Origin of the sequence: Paenibacillus sp. P36, assembly GCF_045866505.1 — a bacterium.
GTDB classification, from domain to species: domain Bacteria; phylum Bacillota; class Bacilli; order Paenibacillales; family NBRC-103111; genus Paenibacillus_E; species Paenibacillus_E chondroitinus.
In genome coordinates, this window is the sequence record NZ_AP038372.1 from 2,215,736 (window position 1) to 2,235,277 (window position 19,542).

At 46.2% G+C, this 19,542-nt stretch carries 21 protein-coding genes; 4 read left to right on the forward strand and 17 right to left on the reverse strand.

Annotated features, from left to right (window positions below; all coding sequences use genetic code 11):
- Positions 1-72: 72 nt before the first annotated feature.
- Positions 73-891, forward strand: a complete 819-nt coding sequence (locus ACKTT9_RS10140) for a DUF92 domain-containing protein (RefSeq protein ID WP_407871443.1) — start codon at positions 73-75, stop codon at positions 889-891.
- Positions 892-960: 69 nt separating this feature from the next.
- Here ACKTT9_RS10140 and ACKTT9_RS10145 read toward each other — a convergent pair whose 3' ends face one another.
- From ACKTT9_RS10145 to ACKTT9_RS10165, 5 genes are all read right to left on the reverse strand, one after another.
- A complete protein-coding gene (locus tag ACKTT9_RS10145; RefSeq protein ID WP_315954197.1) occupies positions 961-1,269 on the reverse strand; it encodes a lipopolysaccharide assembly protein LapA domain-containing protein in 309 nt (102 codons plus the stop codon).
- Between the two features lie 64 nt (positions 1,270-1,333).
- Positions 1,334-3,124: an oligoendopeptidase F gene (gene pepF / locus ACKTT9_RS10150; RefSeq protein ID WP_407871444.1), complete on the reverse strand. Its 1,791-nt coding sequence runs from the start codon at positions 3,122-3,124 to the stop codon at positions 1,334-1,336.
- Between the two features lie 248 nt (positions 3,125-3,372).
- Positions 3,373-3,555 carry a hypothetical protein gene (locus ACKTT9_RS10155; protein ID WP_127454635.1) on the reverse strand — a complete coding sequence of 61 codons (183 nt, stop codon included), beginning with the start codon at positions 3,553-3,555 and terminating at the stop codon, positions 3,373-3,375.
- 88 nt (positions 3,556-3,643) lie between these two features.
- A complete protein-coding gene (locus ACKTT9_RS10160) occupies positions 3,644-4,480 on the reverse strand; it encodes a YjbE family putative metal transport protein (RefSeq protein WP_407871445.1) in 837 nt (278 codons plus the stop codon).
- A gap of 274 nt (positions 4,481-4,754) precedes the next feature.
- Complete coding sequence (locus ACKTT9_RS10165) at positions 4,755-4,946, reverse strand: hypothetical protein (protein WP_127454723.1); 192 nt, start codon at positions 4,944-4,946, stop codon at positions 4,755-4,757.
- 254 nt (positions 4,947-5,200) lie between these two features.
- Here ACKTT9_RS10165 and ACKTT9_RS10170 point away from each other — a divergent pair, with 254 nt between their 5' ends.
- The 3 genes from ACKTT9_RS10170 to ACKTT9_RS10180 all read left to right on the forward strand — a co-directional run bounded on the left by ACKTT9_RS10170 (position 5,201) and on the right by ACKTT9_RS10180 (position 6,242).
- On the forward strand, positions 5,201-5,536 hold the full coding sequence (locus tag ACKTT9_RS10170; protein WP_407871446.1) for a hypothetical protein: 336 nt from the start codon (positions 5,201-5,203) through the stop codon (positions 5,534-5,536).
- Between the two features lie 42 nt (positions 5,537-5,578).
- Positions 5,579-5,917: a methyltransferase domain-containing protein gene (locus ACKTT9_RS10175; protein WP_407871447.1), complete on the forward strand. Its 339-nt coding sequence runs from the start codon at positions 5,579-5,581 to the stop codon at positions 5,915-5,917.
- A 127-nt stretch (positions 5,918-6,044) separates the two neighbouring features.
- Positions 6,045-6,242 (forward strand): cold shock domain-containing protein, encoded by a 198-nt coding sequence (locus ACKTT9_RS10180; RefSeq protein WP_028556542.1) that lies wholly within the window; start codon positions 6,045-6,047, stop codon positions 6,240-6,242.
- A 132-nt stretch (positions 6,243-6,374) separates the two neighbouring features.
- Here the strand turns inward: ACKTT9_RS10180 and ACKTT9_RS10185 are convergent, their stop codons facing one another.
- The 12 genes from ACKTT9_RS10185 to ACKTT9_RS10240 all read right to left on the reverse strand — a co-directional run bounded on the left by ACKTT9_RS10185 (position 6,375) and on the right by ACKTT9_RS10240 (position 19,461).
- The gene (locus tag ACKTT9_RS10185) at positions 6,375-7,700 is read right to left on the reverse strand and encodes a GntP family permease (RefSeq protein WP_407871448.1); all 1,326 of its coding nucleotides are present in this window, start codon (positions 7,698-7,700) and stop codon (positions 6,375-6,377) included.
- 81 nt (positions 7,701-7,781) lie between these two features.
- On the reverse strand, positions 7,782-8,495 hold the full coding sequence (locus tag ACKTT9_RS10190) for a GntR family transcriptional regulator (protein ID WP_407871449.1): 714 nt from the start codon (positions 8,493-8,495) through the stop codon (positions 7,782-7,784).
- 11 nt (positions 8,496-8,506) lie between these two features.
- Positions 8,507-9,523: a sugar kinase gene (locus tag ACKTT9_RS10195; protein ID WP_407871450.1), complete on the reverse strand. Its 1,017-nt coding sequence runs from the start codon at positions 9,521-9,523 to the stop codon at positions 8,507-8,509.
- The gene (dagF, locus tag ACKTT9_RS10200; RefSeq protein WP_315954190.1) at positions 9,516-10,271 is read right to left on the reverse strand and encodes a 2-dehydro-3-deoxy-phosphogluconate aldolase; all 756 of its coding nucleotides are present in this window, start codon (positions 10,269-10,271) and stop codon (positions 9,516-9,518) included. Before dagF ends, ACKTT9_RS10195 begins: the two co-directional genes overlap by 8 nt.
- Position 10,272: 1 nt before the next feature.
- Positions 10,273-11,376 (reverse strand): DgaE family pyridoxal phosphate-dependent ammonia lyase, encoded by a 1,104-nt coding sequence (locus ACKTT9_RS10205; RefSeq protein WP_407871451.1) that lies wholly within the window; start codon positions 11,374-11,376, stop codon positions 10,273-10,275.
- The gene (locus ACKTT9_RS10210; protein ID WP_407871452.1) at positions 11,354-12,454 is read right to left on the reverse strand and encodes an amidohydrolase/deacetylase family metallohydrolase; all 1,101 of its coding nucleotides are present in this window, start codon (positions 12,452-12,454) and stop codon (positions 11,354-11,356) included. The genes ACKTT9_RS10205 and ACKTT9_RS10210 overlap by 23 nt, the downstream gene beginning before the upstream one ends.
- Before the next feature lie 563 nt (positions 12,455-13,017).
- Positions 13,018-13,665 carry a nitroreductase family protein gene (locus ACKTT9_RS10215; protein ID WP_157322670.1) on the reverse strand — a complete coding sequence of 216 codons (648 nt, stop codon included), beginning with the start codon at positions 13,663-13,665 and terminating at the stop codon, positions 13,018-13,020.
- 80 nt (positions 13,666-13,745) lie between these two features.
- The gene (locus ACKTT9_RS10220; RefSeq protein ID WP_407871453.1) at positions 13,746-14,849 is read right to left on the reverse strand and encodes an efflux RND transporter periplasmic adaptor subunit; all 1,104 of its coding nucleotides are present in this window, start codon (positions 14,847-14,849) and stop codon (positions 13,746-13,748) included.
- Positions 14,850-14,862: 13 nt separating this feature from the next.
- On the reverse strand, positions 14,863-16,212 hold the full coding sequence (locus ACKTT9_RS10225; protein ID WP_407871454.1) for an ABC transporter permease: 1,350 nt from the start codon (positions 16,210-16,212) through the stop codon (positions 14,863-14,865).
- Positions 16,209-16,901 carry an ABC transporter ATP-binding protein gene (locus ACKTT9_RS10230; RefSeq protein WP_181646688.1) on the reverse strand — a complete coding sequence of 231 codons (693 nt, stop codon included), beginning with the start codon at positions 16,899-16,901 and terminating at the stop codon, positions 16,209-16,211. Before ACKTT9_RS10230 ends, ACKTT9_RS10225 begins: the two co-directional genes overlap by 4 nt.
- Before the next feature lie 24 nt (positions 16,902-16,925).
- On the reverse strand, positions 16,926-18,104 hold the full coding sequence (locus ACKTT9_RS10235) for an MFS transporter (protein WP_407871455.1): 1,179 nt from the start codon (positions 18,102-18,104) through the stop codon (positions 16,926-16,928).
- A 22-nt stretch (positions 18,105-18,126) separates the two neighbouring features.
- Positions 18,127-19,461, reverse strand: a complete 1,335-nt coding sequence (locus tag ACKTT9_RS10240; RefSeq protein WP_407871456.1) for a multi antimicrobial extrusion protein MatE — start codon at positions 19,459-19,461, stop codon at positions 18,127-18,129.
- Between the last annotated feature and the right edge of the window lie 81 nt (positions 19,462-19,542).

The window sequence follows — 19,542 nt, forward strand, 5'->3', positions numbered from 1 at the left end:
AGCAGGGTGCTCTTGGGAAAATTCTGGGCACTGTGCTATGCTACAATAATAGTTGGAAATTGAGGTGATCAAATGGAATGGATTTGGGGTTTAGCCGGCAGTTTGCTTATTGCAGGCGCTGCCTACTGGAGAGGATCCCTCTCTGTATCAGGTTTGATTTCTGCGGTTATTCTTGGGACCTTGATGTTTGTATTTGGCAGTTTAGCTTGGTTTGGGACGCTGATCGCCTTTTTTATTTCTTCGAGCGTGTTGTCGAAGCTTAAGCATCAGCGCAAAGCCGCTGCGGAAAGCGGTTATGCCAAAGGCGGAAGGCGCGATGCCGGACAAGTTGCGGCTAACGGCGGTTTGGGTTTATTGCTGTGTATAGGCAATGCGATTTGGCCTGAGCCTGTTTGGTGGGTGTTGTTCGTTGGCGTGATGGCAACCGTCACAGCGGATACATGGGCCACGGAAATTGGCGGAATGAGCTCATCTGAACCAAGGTCCATTCTTAATGGTAAGCGTGTTCCAGCTGGAACATCAGGTGGCATTAGCACGATTGGCGTGCTGGCTTCTGTGGTGGGAGGAGCTTTCATTGGATGGCTCAGCGGTTGGTTCAGCACGATCGGCGATATGGACTACGAAACAGTCGCAATTCCTGTATTAATTCTATTCGGTGCCCTCTCAGGTTTGCTCGGTTCCTTAGCTGATTCATGGTTAGGGGCAACTTGGCAGGTGATGTATCAGTGTACGGTATGCGGGAAAACAGTCGAGAAAGAAGTCCATTGTGGCCAGAACGCGAAGCAAATACGCGGTTTCCGCTTCATGACCAATGATCGGGTAAATGCACTCTCCTCGCTGGTTGGAGGCGTAGTGTGCTACGTATTACTACTTATATCGACGCAGCTATAAAAACATGGAAAAAAGTGCAGCAAATTTATGAATTTTCGAATTCAATAGATTTGCTGCACTTTTTTAACTTTAATGCACGGTAGGTGAAGCCTCACCAGCTGTTTCTTTCACAGGCTGCGCGGCTGGAGGCAAGACGGCGTCTTGCAGCTGCTTTTCCAAGTGCTTGACTTTACGATTCAGCTTGTACTGACGAACCATTCCGAAGAGGCCGACAATTAGACCGCCCAATAAAGTAGAGGTTAAAATAACGAGAATGAGTGGCGTGGATGTTTGGGCGAATATGAAATTTACTTGCACCGGTTCGACATTCACAACCGCAAAAACGGCTGTGATGAGGGCGAATATTAATGCGCAGATCAGAATCCATTGCATCTTCATCCAGCATTCATCCTTTCCATGGAGAAGAGGTTGGAGGCTCGGGCCTCCAACCTCACTCGTTCACTTACTTCGTAAGCTCTTCCATCTGATCGAGCAAAGAGCTGAAGACGCTCATGGCTTGCTTGATCGGCTCCGGTGTCGACATGTCAACGCCGGCTTTTTTCAGGATGTTCAGCGAGTAGTCGCTGCCGCCGCTTTTCAGGAAGCCCAAGTAACGGTCAACGGCTGGCTGGCCTTCGTCCAAGATTTGCTTCGCAAAGCTGGTTGCTGCCGAGAAGCCTGTTGCATATTTGTAGACATAAAAGCTGTTATAGAAGTGAGGAATACGCGCCCATTCCATCTCAATATCCTGATCCACAACCATGTCATTGCCATGGTACAGCTTATTCAAGCCGTAGTAGATTTCGCTGAACTCTTGAGGTGTAAGCGACTCGCCTTGCTCCGATTTCTCATGGGTAATCATTTCGAACTCGGCAAACATCGTTTGACGGAATACCGTAGTACGGAATTGATCCGCATAATAAGTCAGCAGATAGAGCTTCTCTTTTGGATCCGTCACGCGTTTCAATAAATAGTCCATGAGGAGCGCCTCGTTCAGAGTAGAAGCGACCTCTGCCAGGAAAATCGTATACTGCGCATAGCGGTATTCTTGATTTTCGTCGGACAAATAGGAATGGATGGCATGACCCATTTCGTGTGTCAGCGTGAACATGCTGTTTAAATTGTCTTTATGGTTAAGCAGCACATAAGGATGTGTGCCGTAGGCACCCCAGCTGTACGCACCGTTACGCTTATTCTTGTTCTCATAAACGTCGATCCAGTGGTTGTCGAAGCCGTCTTGAAGAATTTTTAAGTAATTTTCGCCAAGCGGAGCCAGGCTTTTCTTGATTTCTTCTTTGGCTTGCTGGTAGGTGATATCCATTTTGAACTCTTCAACCAGCGGAGCAAAGAGGTCATACATATGTAATTCATCGACTTTCAGCAGCTTTTTACGAAGTTTCAAATAACGCTGCAGCTCAGGCAGAGAGTCGTGAATGGTGGAAATTAAGTTCGTGTAGACTTCCTTCTTGATGTTATCGCCGAAAAGGGTCGATTCCAGAACGGAAGGATAGTGACGCGCTTTGGCATAGAAAATATTTTTATTAATATTCGCGCTGAGCGTAGCGCCGATCGTGTTCTTGTTGTTGCGGTAAGTTTCGTAAACGGCATGGAAGGCATTTTTTCGAACTTCCGGATCACGGCTCTCCAGGAATTGAATGTAACTTCCATGGGTGAGCTCGACTTCCTCGCCTTTTTCGTTCTTCACTTTAGGGAACTTCAAATCGGCGTTGTTCAGCATGCCGAAGATCGTGCTCGGAGCTCCCGCCATATTGCCTGCTTGAGCCAGAAGTGCTTCTTGCTCTTTGGATAACGTGTGCGGCTTCTGGCGAATCATTTCTTCCAGCGTATCTTTATAAAAAGATAAAGAAGGATCGTTGACCAATTGCTGCAGTTTGTCATCGGATAAACTTAAAATTTCCGGCGAAATGAAGGAGAGAGCTTCGCCCACTTCGACACTGATTTTTTTCGATTTATCGGATAAGGCCTGGAATGTAGGCTCTGCTGTATCTTCATGATGTTTCATGTTGGCATACACATAAAGTCTTTCTGTCTTCAGAGAGACCTCATCTTCCAACTGGAAACATTGCTTGACGGCAGCAGCGTCGTTAAGTTTTCCTTGGAAGGCGCTGATTTTGCTGATCGAGCCTTTAACATCTTGAAATTCTTTTTCCCAAGCCTTCGCATCGGCAAATAAATCTTCCAGATTCCAACGGTGCTCGGCAGGTACTTGTTTGCGTTCCAATAGTTGAGCCATGGGAGCCCTCCTGTCCTTGTTTTGAGTTTGGGGTAAACGGTTTTCCTTCGCATGCAAATCAGCTGCTGGGACAGAGCTGAGGAGAAGTCCCATTGCTGCAGTTACATAGATCCAGCGCATTACGGTCACGCTCCCGGCTTATACCCATGTGGGGGAATTTTGATCTAAACCCACTTCATGGTTTTCACCTAGTATGACCGTTAACCCACTCAATTATGATTATAAGAAAAAGCTGGAAGGAAGTAAATTTACTTTCCGGCGCCAAAGAAGCTGATCAAGATGAGTACAAACGAAAACGAGACCATGACGATTGCCAATAAAGCGAGATATCGTTTCATTTGGGCGGGAAGGCTGTCTTTTTTCATAATCAAAATGATGGCTAGGCAGAAGGATACGAGAATAAATGTGAGTATAGAACCGGATTCGGTCATTGGTGAATCATCCTTATCCCTATAGAATATGACACTTGCTAATTACTGCATGATAGTAACTTTCGCTGCCTGTTGGCAAACTCCTTTTTCAGCCGGCATGCTGCATCGTTTCATCGGGATTTTCATCCTCTTCTGTCTTCACCAGAATTAACTTGCCTCGGGAATCCATCTTGACTGTAAAACGATCTTCCGGAGCAATTTGAGCTTCATCGCTTAATTCTTTAGGCAGTTTTAACTGTCCGCGGTCTCCGACTTCTACGAGGTAGCCGACCATTTTGGACCATTTGCCTGCCGCAAGCACGATAATGACGAGTAGTCCGATAAGCAGCCATTTGCCAAGCGGATTTGAAGCGAAATAAGGGGAGAGGAACTTCTCGCCGGTAATCATTTTACCTGCCGTTAATGCGAGCACGCCTGCGCCGATATACATAATCCATGGATAAGTTTCAATCCATTTGATGAACAAGGTGCTGCCCCAGACTACGATAGGGACGCTGACGAGCAAACCGATGATGACTAGCAGGAAATTTCCATGAGCGGCACCAGCTACTGCAATGACGTTATCTAGACCCATCACGGCGTCGGCAATAATAATCGTGCGAATGGCAGCCCACATGCTGCTCTTCGCTTGAACTTGTTCGTGATTTTTCTTTTCGCTGAGCAGCTTATACGAGATCCAGAGGAGCAATATGCCGCCCGCTAAGAGAAGACCGGGAATTTTCAAAAGCGTGACCACGATCAGGGTCGCAAGTGCCCGTATAACGATGGCGCCTACGGTTCCCCAAAGGATGACTTTCTTTTGTGTTTCCTTTTTCAAATTACGTGCCGCCATACCGATAACGATCGCGTTATCTCCTGCAAGTACCAAATCAATGAGGATAATACTGAGTAATGAAACGAAAAAGCCTGCTGATAACCATTCCACAACGACCACTCCTTTAGCAATTTTTTTTGAAAAAAATAGAGCCCAGCACCGACGACCGGTGAAGGCTCTAATTCATCAAAAAAGACCTTCACCAAAAATTTGGCAAAGGTCTTGCTAACAACGATAGTCGTTGCCAATAAAGCCGGGATCTGATGAGGATCCGAATTGACGACTTTACTGTATCAGCTACTCCCCTTTGGAGTATTACGTATGAACTTATAACTTGATTATAAAAAGATAGAGAATGAAAGTCAAGGCATTTGGTCTAATCCGTTTATACTTCTTTGAATGCGTCCATAATCGCTTGCCATTCTTCTTCGGTCCCATCGAACTTATCCTTAGCAAATCGCTCATTAGCCCAATGCAGCATCGCTGGCCGCCCGATGAATGTGTGACACTCTTCACCCCATTGGTCGGAGATCTCCGTCAGCACAATTTTGGTTCCTTGGACTTCGACATTCAGCATGTTCCATTTATCTTTTTTGTAGATGGTATGTTTCTTAAAAGGTTGTTTTGACACGGTTGTTCCTCGTTTCTGTAGTAAGCTTAAAGATATATGCCATCGTATCATAAATAGGCTTGATTTCCAAACAGGACATCAAAGAAAACTCTATTGCCATAGACCGTTGCCCATGGTAATATTCTCCTAATCCTTTCCAGAGGGAAATGGGTTATGAGACGGGTTGTTGCCCGGAGAAGATGAGCTGAGGAGAGATGAGCATGGAGCAAAAGCGGATTTATGAGCAAGTTGGGGTCGCGATGACCTCAAGATCGTACGCAGAGTATGAGAAAATGTTTATGCTGCAGTTGGAACAATTGCAAGGTAAAAGGGTTCTGGATGTGGCCGGCGGTGCGTCTTCCTTCACGGTAGAAGCAAGGCAGCTTGGTATTCTCTCAGAGGCGGTTGACCCGCTGTATGAGAAATCATCGGAGGAGATAGATCAACACGGCAGGCAAGAAATCGGGCTTGTTGCGGCCAAGATGGAGAAGCTCCAGGACGTCTATGACTGGTCGTTTTATGGATCACTTCAAAATCATACGGCAGGACGTATATAGGGCCTAGAAAGGTTCGTAGAGGACTTCTCAAGCCGTGATGGCATGGCAAGGTATCATGTGGCTTGTCTTCCGGTGCTGCCTTTTGAACAAGATTCCTTTGATCTTGTGCTGTGCAGTCACTTTCTGTTTCTGTATGAGGAGCAGTTCGACTATGCCTTCCATCTGAAGGCGGTGCGGGAGCTGCTTCGCGTTGCGAAGCCTGGCGGTGAAGTGAAGATATATCCGCTGCTCAGTTTTCGAACAGAGGAATATGGCAGACTGCCTGATTTAATAAATGAATTGACAAACGAGGGGCATTTGGTAGAAAAAAGAGAGGCAAGCCTACCTTTTTTACCAAATTCTCATCAATATTTAAGCATAATTAAGAGGGGCTTCGCATAGAGGAAAACGTTGGTACATCAACAAATTTTAGCATGTCCAGAGCTTTTTATGCGTTGATTTATCCCAGATGTGATGGTATAATTTCCTTATTCGTCATAGATGGCGATATTTTTAGGAGGTTGTTCACTTGAAAGGTACAGTTAAATGGTTCAACGCAGAAAAAGGCTACGGTTTCATTTCTGTTGATGGAGGCGACGATGTATTCGTTCACTTCTCCGCAATTCAGGGCGAAGGATTCAAAACATTAGAAGAAGGCCAATCCGTTGAGTTCGACATTACTCAAGGCAACCGTGGTCCTCAAGCAGCTAACGTCACAAAATTATAAGAAATTGGGAGTCCCCACTTATAAATAGAGTGTCATAGCACAAACAACAGAGACAGTCCCCTGTGGGGCTGTCTTTTTTGCTGTTTTTAAGGCCTGTACACATCCTAGGAGGAGGTGCACAGGCTTTTATATTTAAACGAAGATATCGATAATCAGCACGGTTCCGAATGCAATGAAGGAAAGGAGTGTTTCTAGGACAGTCCACGTTTTGAACGTTTCTTTGACGGTTAATCCGAGGTATTCCTTAACCATCCAGAAGCCTGCATCATTGACGTGGGAAAGCATCAGTGAGCCTGCGCCTGTGGCAATAACAAGCAGTTCCAAATTAACACCGGACATATGCTCAACAATGGGAGAGACGATGCCCGCGGCTGTTGTTAAAGCGACCGTCGCTGAACCGGTTGCGACACGAATTAATCCGGCTACCATGAAAGCAAGTACGATAGGAGACAGAGAAATATTTTCAGCCATTTGCGCAATAGAGGTCCCTACGCCGCTGGCGATAAGGATTTGTTTGAATCCTCCGCCGGCACCGATAATCAAAATAATCGAAGCAACAGGGAGCAGGCAATCGTGCGACAGTTTGCTAATATAACTTTTACTCATCCCTTGGCGAATGCCTAGGAAGTAGAAGGCAGCGAAACAAGAAATGAGCAGCGCGATCACGGAATTCCCGATAAAAGCAAGGAATTTCATGAATCCGTTTGGAACCGGCAGGTAAGGTGCAATGACTGACAAAACCATCAATAAAACAGGCAGCAAAATAATGAAAAAGGAAATGCCGGCGCCTGGCAATTTTTCAGGCTCAGTGCTTGAATCCAGAAGCTCAGGTTCATTCTGAGGAACAACCCGTTTGTTTACCCACTTGGCAAACAGGGGGCCTGCAATGATCGCAGCTGGAATCGCAATGATCAGCGAGTAAATTAGCACTTTTCCGATGTCTGCTTTATAAATACCGATGGCTGTCATAGCGCCTGGATGCGGTGGCACTAGACCGTGAACAATGGACAATCCGGCAATGACCGGTAATCCGATGAGTAAAATGTTTTGCTTCGTCGATTTGTGAATGGAGATCACAAGCGGCAGGAGCATAACGATCCCGACGTCAAAAAATACAGGGATCCCGATAATAAAACCGGATAGCAGCATGGCCCAAGGCAAACGTTTTTCACCAAACACGCGAATAAAGAAATTGGCGACTTGGGTGCCTGCTCCGGAATCGGACATCATTTTACCCAAAATTGTACCTAAGGCCAAAATGCCGACTAAATGCCCTAGCACAGCGCCGACGCCGGTTTCGTATGCGCCAACGATTTTATCCATAGAAAGACCCGCCATAAGCGCCAGGAACAAGCTCGCAACGGTTAAAGAAATAAAGGCATGCCATTTCCACCAGGCTACGCCGAGAATAACAATGACAATAGCAAGCAGGGTAACGATCAGTAGATACATATTCATGTGGAATCCCTCTTCTCAAGATGTTAGTAAGCGTTATCAAGGTGTCGACGAGAAAAGGAAACAAGGCTGAAGCCAGTATTCCTAAGTATCGTAATTAACTACATAATTGTGCATTTCGGTGCTGTAATGCCCTGCGCTGAATTCGATCAGAGTGCCTTGTTCATCATAGGAATATCGCAATCTGTTCAGTAAGGGCGTGCCTGCTTTCACCTGCAGCATGTCCTCTACATGGGAAGAAGCGGTGACAGCAGCAAATTCATCCCGATATTTCTCTAGGGCAATGCCATGATCTTCAAGGAGCTCGTACAAGGATTGTTCGTTCAAGTCCGTGAGTTCGATCGTGGACATTTGCAGGGAGAGATAGTGGGAATAGTGAATATAGGGTCTGTCATCTAAGTGATATAGGCGTTCGATATAGAAACACCGCTCTCCAAACAGCTGATAAGGCAATGTTCCAGGTGTATTCGAAACAATTTCAGCGCGCAGCAATTGCTTGTGAATTTGGTGGCCTTCTTCAACCAGCACTTCTGTGAACCGTTTCCATTTGGACAGCTTGGACAGGGAAGCATTGCGAATGACTTTGGTTCCTTTGCCGCTGCCTTTTTCCAAATAACCCTCTTGTGCCAGCTCTTTGATGGCATTTCGAACGGTGATCTTGCTAACATTGAATTCCTGCTCCAACTGGGGTTCAGATGGAATATTGGTACCCAAAGGATACACACCATGCAAGATGCGATCCTTTAGGATATTCATGATTTGTAAATATAAAGGGCGTTTATTACGGGATAAGTTCACCTAAACGTTCACTACCTTTCTACATCGCCCACAACTTCCGTCATCGCACGCAGAATATCGCTTTCCGATGACATAGGCGTATCGCCAACAATGGTATGCGCGAGCATGCCGGCGGCAGCTGCAAACCCGACTGTCTTGTCAGGTGAAAATCCTTGGATTTCCCCATGTACGATACCGCTTGTGTAGGCATCTCCAGCACCAATTCTATCATAGATAGAAAATGTGAGTAGATTAGAAAAGGTGAAAGCCTCATTTTTATAGATAAATCCACGTAGAGAATGGGTGTTGTCACTGTTGATATGACGATGCGTTCCTGCAATGACAGCGATCTGATATTTGTCTGCAACCGCTGGAATCAGTTCCATCAGCTGATCTTGACGTTCGGTTTGATCGGTATGCATGCCTAGGATATAAATGGCATCTTTCTCATTCATCATGACAATGTCAGCAAACTGCAGCATGTCCTCGTAATGAGGTTTGGCTTTCGCGTAACCGCCTTCGCCCCAATGGGCCGGACGATAATTGCAATCGAAAACAACCGTGCCGCCGTTAGCTTTAACTTCTTTGGCCAAGGCCTTCATATGCTGGCGCACGTTATCATTCATGGCGAGAGTAATCCCGCAGAAATGGATCATATCGATATTTTTAGCAATTTCAGCAAAATTATAAGTGTTTTCCGGAGCCGTGTTGAAACTGCTTTCCTGCCGGTTGGAATACGTGACGCGGCTGGGCCGCGCACCGAAACCATTTTCCAAAAAATACATGCCGACATAGTTGCCGCCCCGGGTAATCATTGACGAATTGATGCCTAGTTTACGTAAGTAAGCTTCTGCAGCATCTCCTACTGCGTTGGAAGGCAATCTGGAGACTAGGAACCCGGAATGTCCGAAGCGAGCAAGCGCGGAGCTGATATTCACTCCTGTACCGGAGAATGTGTAGTTAAGCGAGCTGGCTTGGGACAAGAGTTCATAACCTGGCACCTGCAGGCGCATCATAACCTCTCCAAAAGCAGCAATTCGCTTAGCCATGTTGATCAACCAGCTTCTTCATGATACTGAGCAGTTCGCGTACATCGGATGTATTTGTTTTTCCTGTAGCTTTATCAATAATTGATGAGTACACGTGAGGGATAACTTGTGGAACTTTCGCTTCCAACGCGATGCGCAGGATTGTTTCAAAGTTTTCCATGTCGATGCCGCCAGTTGGCTCAAGAGCAAAACCTTCTTCGCCGCAAGCTTGTGCAACGGCACGAAGCTCGTCTTCACGGCTCAAGCCGTTCATCGGGAAATACTTCAGAGCATTTCCGCCCATGTCGCGAACAAGCGCGATAGCAGTTTTAACAGGTACGATGGCGTGCTCAGGTTGAGCCGCGCTTACTGGACCTGTTGAGATATTAACATAGCCGACGCGGCCAGTAGGAGAGACCAAGCTGTTGATCCAGCTGTCTTGCTCGCCAAGATTGGCGCGTGTTGCCCCAACGGCAGGGAACACCTGGTTGATGTGAGTGCCTGGGTAATGCTTGGCAATCGCAGCAACGACAGCGGCTTGGCGATTGTCGCCTGCGCCTAGTCCGATGGATACGGCTTCGTCAATCGCTTTGCCGTATTCTTTCATTGCGGCAACGGCTGTCTCAACAGTTGGGTAGTCTTTCGAAAGAACGCCGACAAGCACGTAACCTTCGGCTGCTTCGAAAACTTCTTTTGCGTTTTCAACGGAGTTAGCGAGCACGTTTAGCGCTGCGCGGCCTTTATACAATCTTTTTGCCATGTTGGACATATTATTGACCTCCTGCTAATTTGCGTATTTGAGCAGCGATAACCTCAATGTCATCGCCTTGAAGCGGACGTGGATCGATATCAAAATAGCCTTGTCTCACGCCATAATCGCGTGTATAGATGGCGATTTCACCTTCGCGAAGCCCATTTACGACTTCTTTCGCTGTCGTTCTGGCTTGCTCAGGATCAATTTGAATGCGTCCGCGGAAAATAGCGCGGCCTGCTTCGTCTTGAACAATCGTCACTTTAATGCCTTTTAATTCGCTAAGCGGCATTAGTACTTGCAAAGCTGCTTTTTCTTGCTCGCTTTTGTCTGCTTTAACGCCATACTCATCAAGTGCTTGAAGCAAGCCGAAGGAAGTTTCCTTGCCGACTTTCATGCTTCGGCCAATGCCGTGCAGTTGAACTTTAAGCCACTCAATATAGGTGCGTTTGCCGCCGACAATACCTGATGTAGGGCCTTCAATGGCTTTGGAACCGCTGTAAATGGCTAAATCGGAGTATTTCACATACTTTTGAATGTCTTCTTCCGCAGCCGCATCTACGATGAGTGGTACGTTGTTTCGCTGCGCAATGTCCCATGCTTCTTCAACGGAAATCATGTTTTTTTGGACGGCATGATGAGATTTCACATAAAGAATAGCGGCCGTATTTTCGTTAATCGCGTCTTCAATATGCTCGGCTTTCCCTTCATTGGCATAGCCAACTTCGACGAGTCTGCCGCCACCAAGGTAAACCATGGTTTCAACAGGAGCGCCGTATTGTACGTTGTGACCTTTGAGAATGATGATATCACGTTTGGCAATAGGGTCCTGATGCAGCCGCTCGCTTGCTCGACGATTCCCTTGGGTTACTACGGCTGCCACAGAAAGCGCGATGCCGCTGGATGCCGAGTTAACGACAACGGCAGCTTCGGAACCAAGAATTTTGGCGATGTAGTCGCCGGCTTTATCTACAAGATCTGCAATTTCAACGTAATTTTGACCACCATGTTTCATGGCTTCCATAACGGTGTCGGTCGGAGCGGATACCCCGAGAATACTCATACGTCCACTGGCATTGATGACACGTTTAAGACCGTATTTAGCATTTAATGAGAGCGCCATTTACAACTACTCCTTTAGATTGAATTGTTTGTTCCGCCGTGCGTGTGTCTCCTTCAGAGTCCGTGATTTGAGTCTTTTCATTCTGAACGGTAAACAGAGTGAGATTTGCTGTATCTCCAACTTGAATGCGGCCAAGCTCCGGTTTGTTCAGCCAATTTGCAGCATGCGTAGTCACTGCAGCAATGACTTCCTCAAGCGTATAGCCCAGATACAGAAATTTCGTCAGCACATTGGACATACTAAAAACAGGCCCTTTCAAACGATTCCCACGATAAATATCCGTTGAGATCGTGTCTAAACCGATGTGATGCTTTTTCGCGGCTTCGGCAACTTTGAATGAAAAGCTGGCTGTACCGTGGCCGACGTCCAGATGAACGCCTCTTTCAATCGCTTTCGTAAGGACTTGCAGAGGTTTGCCGCTGTCATCAAAAAGATTATTAGCCTTCCCATTCAAATAATGGGTAATGATATCCTTCTTTTCCAAAAGCGAAACAACTTCTTCAATGCTCGGCGGTCCAGAACCGATATGAACCATTAAAGAAAGACCCGTTGCTGCTGAAAGCGCACGTGCAGCACGCAAGGGCTCAATGCCGGAATCGCGAACAACACTTTTGCTAATTCTTGCCTTCAAACCTACGATGAAGTCCCCATAGTTCCTGACTGCTTCAACAACCTTCTCTTGGTTAATCCATGACATATCGGATAATTCGTCGATCCTTTGTAACCCGATGTGCGAAATGTTCAAAAAAGCAAACAAGTTCGTCAGCGCGTTTTGTCTGCTTGCTGCTAGTTCGGCGATACGGTCTGCTCCGCAGCTTCCGGCATCAACAATTGTTGTGACACCTTGCTTGACGCCGATTTCATCGATTTCATCGCCATAGGGATCAAAGGCAGGGAAGGCATGAACGTGCATATCAATCCAGCCGCTTGACACATAGGCACCTGAATAGTCAACGATCTGTTTTCCTTGTCCTTGTCCGGGACTCGTCAACTCCGCAATTATTCCGCCTTCAATTACAATATCCAGAAATTCTCCGTTTACTTGCTTAACATTGTGTAGGACGAACCGCTCCTGCATGCCTGTCACCTTTTTCCATAACTCGAATTATGAACGCTTTCACTAAGTCTTCCTTCTAAGCTCTCCTAATATGTAGGAGAAGGTTGTAAATTGTATAATTGAATATAACGTTATAATGTTAGAATAGCACATCGATTTATTTAAGTAAATATAACGTTATAATGTTTGGTGTGGTAATTTTGGCATGTTGACTTGGGGGACGAGGGGAGTAGAAGGAGTCAGTTGTTGATTGCGCTTACAAATCTGGGTTACATATAGTAGTAAGAGAACGACAGGGCGCTATTTGAGCTGAAATGGAGATATTCCCGGATAGACGGAACTGTAGGGCCTTATTTGCTCACAAATGGATGTATTTACTCCAGCAAAATGGTTCGAATAGAGGATCATAGTTCCCTCCGATATGTCAAATGGTAGGTTTGCCGCAAAATAGCGGACCGTAGTTCCGGTTCACCTGTTCACCATGTGCTACTTCCAACAAACCGCTTCTGTGCTCGCATAGCCGCGGCTTTAAAGTCGCGCATATAAGAAAAAGAAGCTGTCCGCGAATGCGGCAGCTCCTCATCTTAGTCGATGATTTGAAGAATATCATCAATTTCTTTGCGGGCCAATTTGCCCGGGCGATCCTTCGGATGGCCAAGGGAAATAACCATATTAATCTGACATTCTTCCGGAATGTTCAGATATTCGCGAATTTGATCTTGGGCCAGCAAAACGGGGCCCGTCATCGGACATGTCGCGAGACCTCTGGCATGCGCGGCAAGCATCAGATTCTGCGAGGCTAAGCAGGAGCTCTTGATGCCTTCTTCTGCCCATACCGCATCTTCAACAAGCTCAATCGGATCAAAAATCCGCTCACGGAACTTCGACTCGTACGGTGTTGCTAAGCAAATGATCAGCACTGGAGCGTTGGAAAACGCAGTAGCATAAGGTCCGAACGACTTCACAAGAAGGCGTGCTTCTCGGGAAAGACCTTTCTGCTCGGCTTCAGACGCCCTGAGATGAAGCTGATCCCAGGTTAGTTGTTCGATATGTTTAATCTTTTCCGTATTTCGTATCGCAATAAACTTCCATGTCTGGGAGTTCGTATCGCTTGGCGCATAGCGGGCACAGTCGATAATTTCACGAATATCTTCGGTCGCGACTTCCTGCTCTGTAAAATTCCGAACGCTGCGGCGCTCTAACACAATAGATTTAAAATCCTCATAATTCATATAAAACAATTACCTGCCTTTGCTGCATCATTTTCGTCATCATTATTACTTGGTCCTAAGAGTATAGTATAAAACAGTTGTCACTGCAGCACAACCGTATCTCCCTCTTGGAGCCCCTTGAGGACCTCCGTTTTCTCAGGTGTTTCCAAGCCGATCTCAATTTCACGGCGTTCTGTGCCTTGCGGGGTCTGCAACATGACGTAGTAAATATCTTTCTCATGATTCACAGCAAGCGTGGGAACGACTGTTGTTCCACTTTTTTTCTCTGTCTCAATGGTGCCGGAAAGACTGAGTCCTGCGATAAGCTGTTCATCCGGTTCTAGCGAAATCGTTACCTCGAATTGCGCGGAAGCCGAACCTTGATCAGTACCGGTTTTGGCAAATTTGGAAACCTTCTCAACCTTTCCTTGCAGCTTTTTCTGTTTCAGGGCTTCAACTTTGACTTGGACGGACATCCCCGGCTTAATCCGGAAAACGTCAAACTCGCCTACCGTACAAACGAGCTGCAGTTTTGTCAAATCCACGATTTTACCGATTCGTACGCTTTCCTCGACAGATTTGGGGATTTTGGCGGAATCCTCGAATAAGAAGATGCCGTCCTCAGGTGAAACAAAAGCGGCCTGCTCTACTTTCTCTTGCTTTTTTGCCAGCTGCAATTGAATGGACTCATCGTTGACCTGATTCAACTGCTCCTGGATTCTGCGTCCTTCGGAAGCAGCAAATCGAGACCTGGAATCATCCTCGCTAACAGCACCAACAGGAGTGCTGGTTGTTTCTCCTTCCGGTCCTGCTGCTTTGAAGTTCGCAAGATCAGCCTCGAGCTTCTGCTTTTTCAAATTGGATTGCAGGGCTGCGATTTCACTTTTCAACGGTGTGGCGTCAAGTTCGAACAGCAGCTGTCCCTTTTTGACTTGAGCCCCGTCAGCGATCTGCCATGCTTTAATTTCACCGCCAAACGGTGCATAGACTCGTATTTCCTTCTCGTAGGACGACTTTCCTTTTACTTCGACACTGTTGACCAGGTCCTCTTTGGTTACTTTAAATTGCAATGCGCTGGGAGAGGCGGTGTTGTCCGTATTTGCTCTCTTCATGGCTTGGGGATGGCTGGATATGTATAAAAAGCTGCTAATCCCGATGATCAAGAGCGCTGTGATTAGCAGCATCCATGTTTTCTTTTTCCTCATGCTAGGCAAACTCCTATTCTCGTTTAATAGCTGTCAACGCGTCCGTGCGCGATGCTTTAATAGCGGGATATAGCCCTGATAGAACGCCGGTCATCACAGCGAAAAACATGCCGACTGGAAGAATCCAGAAGGAAATGAATAAAATTTCAGCGGGCTCTCCGGAATTAGACCCGAATCGGATGATGATAAGATTGATTCCCCATATAACCCAATAGGAAAGCAGTATACCTACAAGGCCGCCTAACATGCCTAATAGCGATGATTCCACGATAAACATGTTGCGGATTTGTTTTAAATTCGCACCCAGCACCTTCATGATGCCAATCTGTCTCCGGCGTTGATGCGTGGACATCGTCATAGCAACTACAATGGAAATCGAAGCTACGAATAGCACGAAAAGACCGACACCCGTGAGCAGCAACCGAACGATAACGAATTCGCCTTTCATCCGGTCCTCTTGATATAAATTGGTTTGCGTGTTGAGCTGGAGTTTCTTTATCCACTCATCCACTTGCTTGACGTTGACGCTATTATCAATTTTCACTTTGACTTCCGAATATTGAACGCGACCGTTTTGGGCCGATTTGTTCAGAGACTCCAAAATTTTCTGGCCGGTTTGTGGGGATACGTAAGCCGTTTTGTTCCCTTGCAGCATGGAATCAGGTAAACCATCCGGTTTTTTCAGAATACCAGTAACCCGCAGTGTCACTTCTCTTGGTTCAGCCAAGCTTGTACCCGAATTCCCTCCAGATTGGTCTTCGTAATTATTTGCTTTGAGCAACAATTGCTTTTGATAAAGTGGATAAGGAATTGCGCCCATTTGACGGTAAGTTTCAGCTTGCTCCTTGGTTGGATTTTGCTGCATTAGCTTATTTCTGGTCTCTATCGTCTTGGAATCCATAACACCGAGGGTTGCCCCGTAATTGAGCACAATGTGGTTGTCTTGGTTCGTAGCGCCGCCTTGCCCAAATTTGGAGTCGAAATCTTCCAACGCGCTTAGTTCAGTGGCAATGAGATGAAGGTAACTTTGTTTGCCGTCATCAACCGTGAAGCTGAATTGTCCTAAGTCTTGAAAACTAGCAACGGATTTCACATGTGGAAAAGTACGAATGAGTTCGAGCTTGCTTGTTGTTAGTTTAGGCTGGCTGTTAGGGTCATTGTTCTGCTCTGTAATTGTAATTTCATCTGTTTTGAGATAAAAGCTCATTTGTTTCTGGCTGTAATGCTGAATCGATTCTCCGAAGCCGAGCGCTACCATAATGGAAGCCGAACCGATGGCGATTCCTACGGTACATAAGGCTGTGACGACTTTGCGCCGCTGCAGTTGGTCCCAGCCAAGTCGAACGTAATCTTTAAGTTTCATCCGGTCTCACCGTCCTGCTCATTTCCTTCCAGCAAGTATCCGTCGCGAAGCTGTAAAATCCGCCGCGTACGGCGCGCTACTTCGTGTTCGTGAGTAACGATCACGAAGGTGATGCCCGAATTCTCATTTAAATCAATGAGCAAATCAATGATCTCGGCTTCCGTCTTCGTATCTAGATTACCAGTAGGTTCGTCAGCAAAAACGATGGCAGGTTTCGTAATGAGGGAACGAGCGATACTGACACGCTGCTGCTGTCCGCCGGATAACTGTGAAGGAAATAAATCCGATTTATCACCGATACCCACTTGTTGCAGAAGCGCCATGGCTCGTTGTTTGCGTTCTGAGGCGGCTACACTTTGAAAGACGAGGGGCAGCTCAACGTTTTCGCGTACGGTTAAATGTGCTATTAATTCATAAGATTGGAAAATAAAGCCGATATGCGTCCTTCGAAATTCCGCCAAGCGGTTTTCGCTCATTTTCTCAATCGCCTGTCCTGCGATGCTAATACTACCTCGAGTGGGCTTCATTAAACCCGCCATTAAATTTAGCAGTGTTGATTTCCCGGAGCCTGAGCTCCCGAGCAAAGCGACCATTTCGCCTTGCTCTACCCGGAAACTTAGTTCATGCAGAACGGGTGTATCCTCTTGCCCAGTGCGGAAACTGTGAGATAACCGTTCAATGGCTAACACGTAATCATTCCCTTCAATAAAAAACTATCTGCTGCCCGGCAAACGCTCATCGTTTTGGAATAGATGCGTAGCAAGGAAACCGATTGCTGCCACGATGGATAAACAGCCGGCAATGACGTAAACCGTGCTTCCCCCCAGAGCGTCATAGATCCAGCCGCCCAACATGCCGCTAATTAATCCAGCGATGCTTGACCAAGCCACAGCAAAAATCGCTTGTCCGGACGAGCGGTATTCATCGGGTATAATTTGGCTCAAATAACGATTGGCCGTTATGAGGAATACGCCGAATGTTAAGCTATGCAGCAACTGAACGCCGATGATCCAAACGGGATTATGGATAGATCCCATAATGAAAAAGCGCAAAGCGTAAATAATTCCCGCAAAGGCCAGAAGCGGCAATTCTTTGAACCGATGCCCATGCTTGCTTAGAAAAAAGAACATGGGGATTTCACTTAGTGCGGAAGCCATCCAAGCGTAACCAATCACAGAGTCAGGGGCTCCGAGCTGCCGCATATAGAGGGCTAGGAAGCCATCATTAAAACGGTGAGAGACTGACATAATGATGATCAAAGTTAAGAACCACACAAACTTCTTCGAACGCAGAATGCTTAACATGCCGCCTAAAGCCATTTTTTTGCCGCTTTGACGCGCGTCCTTTAAGAAGAAAACAAGGATTAACGTGCATGTAATCGTGAACAGACACAGAATTGGCGTGAGGCCTGTCCCGTAATGTCTAAGCAGCAAACCAAAACCTCCGGCGGACACAGCGAATCCGATGGAGCCCCACACACGAAAAGAGGCGTAGCTTTTGCCGCTTGCCCGAATGCTCAACATGAGTTGGCTGTCATTGAGCGAATTAACCGGCTGTTGAAAGAAGAAGAACATCGCTAAACAAATGTACAGCAGGGAAAACCATCCCGCAGTAAATACTAAGATGGCCGTGATGAGCTGGCCGATGATCAGTATGATCATGATTTTTTTGACGGTTTGAAAACGGTCGCTCAAGAAACCCCACAATAAATTTGTTGCGATCCCAATCAGCGGCCCAATGGCATAAAGTAAGCCAATTTGAAGCTTGGAATATCCTTTGTAATCAAAATACAGGGGGAAAAAAGTGACGACGATGCCCATTGTCATAAAAAAGGAGAATGTGAACAATCGAAGCAGGCGATGTTGTGACTTTATAAGATTAGACGTACTCATAGATGGTTATCACTCGTTTTCGCTACAAATTTTTTGGAGACAGGGTTGGCTGCGGTTCTTCGGCTGTGCGTTTGAGCACGTAAACTACGACCAGCAACTCGGCCAAAGTGCCAATGGATTGTGCTAATGCGCCAATCATTCCATTCCAGTCGGGTACTGCCCAAATGGAGATGAAAAGGGTTAAGACCGTGATCGTAGCATTTGCCGATTGTGAGAAAACCATTATTTTCGTTTGTCCTCTGAGCATGATAATCCCGTTCATATAATCCAGCCAAGGGAATACTAATGTCATAATCATAAAGATACGCATAGCATGCAAGCTGGCTCGCATGAGTTCAGCATTAACACCCATCACATGGGACATAAACCAGGGACCTAGAGGTGTATAAGCAAGAATAGCGATGAGAGTTCCGGGAATAAAGCTAAGAACAAGGACAAACCGCAGCACGGATTTTGCATCTTTGCGATAGAAGTTCAACACGATTTGATGAATATAAGAGAAAAAACTTAAAACCAGCTGCGTCAAAGAGCCGGCAATCGCAAAAGAAGATATGGCAAGGTGGATGTGCGTTGTTTTTCCTAAGACCGCATTAATAGAGGGTCCGATGATGACGGCGATGATAGATGAGTACAAGAGCGGCTTATAGAAGCTGAAAATTTGCTTCTTGGTTTCAACGGGATGGCCGGGCACCTTCTCAGGGATAACTTTTTTTAGCAGGCTGGTGCCTTCCCAGATGGCTACTAAAGCTTCAATGACCATGCCCATTAGAAAAATAATAGCGCCAACTCGCCCGCTAGAGACATTATCGGTTGTGATAAAATATAATGATAATAAATACATAGCGACAATTCGAACACCCATGCCGATGGTTAACCATTTGGTCCGCATATTAAAAATAATAATGCCATGGAATAAACACCGAAGTCCGGAAAAAATGCTAACGTACATTAAAATACGATAAACACTAATCGTAGAGTCCAATAACTCGGGTTCGACGCCAAAGAAGTAAAGAAATACCCACTCTCCGACCGGCGTGTAGCATATAATGAGACCAAGAAGGATGATACAAGCAAATACATAAGAGCTGACTGCTGCCATGGCTCGAAATGAGATGCGGTCCCTGACGAGGGTAGAACAAGCTTGTCTTAACAGAACAGCGGGTCTCTCGGTTATGCCTAACAAACTTAGTGGCAAAGCATAACTGGCAATGACCAATTCGGGATTATCAGCCCTGGCAAGTGTGCTGTTAATGATAACGTGCGAGAGGGTAACTAACGTTGCGGAAAGACCGAGGGGGAGAAAAAAGGAGATAAGCTGATTCCATGAGATCGTTCTTTTCACAGCTGAAGCGGTCATTTCTGTATCTCTCCTAACCAATTTGTCCCTTCTAAAAACGTTATTTAAGTATACCAGAAAATGAAATATTGTTGACATACA

Coding starts and splice junctions, on each gene's coding strand:
- ACKTT9_RS10140 (WP_407871443.1), top strand. CDS start 73: ATGGAATGGATTTGGGGTTTAGCCGGCAGTTTGCTTATTGCAGGCGCT.
- ACKTT9_RS10145 (WP_315954197.1), bottom strand. CDS start 1,269: ATGAAGATGCAATGGATTCTGATCTGCGCATTAATATTCGCCCTCATC.
- pepF (WP_407871444.1), bottom strand. CDS start 3,124: ATGGCTCAACTATTGGAACGCAAACAAGTACCTGCCGAGCACCGTTGG.
- ACKTT9_RS10155 (WP_127454635.1), bottom strand. CDS start 3,555: ATGACCGAATCCGGTTCTATACTCACATTTATTCTCGTATCCTTCTGC.
- ACKTT9_RS10165 (WP_127454723.1), bottom strand. CDS start 4,946: ATGCTGAATGTCGAAGTCCAAGGAACCAAAATTGTGCTGACGGAGATC.
- ACKTT9_RS10170 (WP_407871446.1), top strand. CDS start 5,201: ATGGAGCAAAAGCGGATTTATGAGCAAGTTGGGGTCGCGATGACCTCA.
- ACKTT9_RS10175 (WP_407871447.1), top strand. CDS start 5,579: ATGGCAAGGTATCATGTGGCTTGTCTTCCGGTGCTGCCTTTTGAACAA.
- ACKTT9_RS10185 (WP_407871448.1), bottom strand. CDS start 7,700: ATGAATATGTATCTACTGATCGTTACCCTGCTTGCTATTGTCATTGTT.
- ACKTT9_RS10195 (WP_407871450.1), bottom strand. CDS start 9,523: ATGGCTAAGCGAATTGCTGCTTTTGGAGAGGTTATGATGCGCCTGCAG.
- dagF (WP_315954190.1), bottom strand. CDS start 10,271: ATGTCCAACATGGCAAAAAGATTGTATAAAGGCCGCGCAGCGCTAAAC.
- ACKTT9_RS10205 (WP_407871451.1), bottom strand. CDS start 11,376: ATGGCGCTCTCATTAAATGCTAAATACGGTCTTAAACGTGTCATCAAT.
- ACKTT9_RS10210 (WP_407871452.1), bottom strand. CDS start 12,454: ATGCAGGAGCGGTTCGTCCTACACAATGTTAAGCAAGTAAACGGAGAA.
- ACKTT9_RS10215 (WP_157322670.1), bottom strand. CDS start 13,665: ATGAATTATGAGGATTTTAAATCTATTGTGTTAGAGCGCCGCAGCGTT.
- ACKTT9_RS10220 (WP_407871453.1), bottom strand. CDS start 14,849: ATGAGGAAAAAGAAAACATGGATGCTGCTAATCACAGCGCTCTTGATC.
- ACKTT9_RS10225 (WP_407871454.1), bottom strand. CDS start 16,212: ATGAAACTTAAAGATTACGTTCGACTTGGCTGGGACCAACTGCAGCGG.
- ACKTT9_RS10235 (WP_407871455.1), bottom strand. CDS start 18,104: ATGAGTACGTCTAATCTTATAAAGTCACAACATCGCCTGCTTCGATTG.
- ACKTT9_RS10240 (WP_407871456.1), bottom strand. CDS start 19,461: ATGACCGCTTCAGCTGTGAAAAGAACGATCTCATGGAATCAGCTTATC.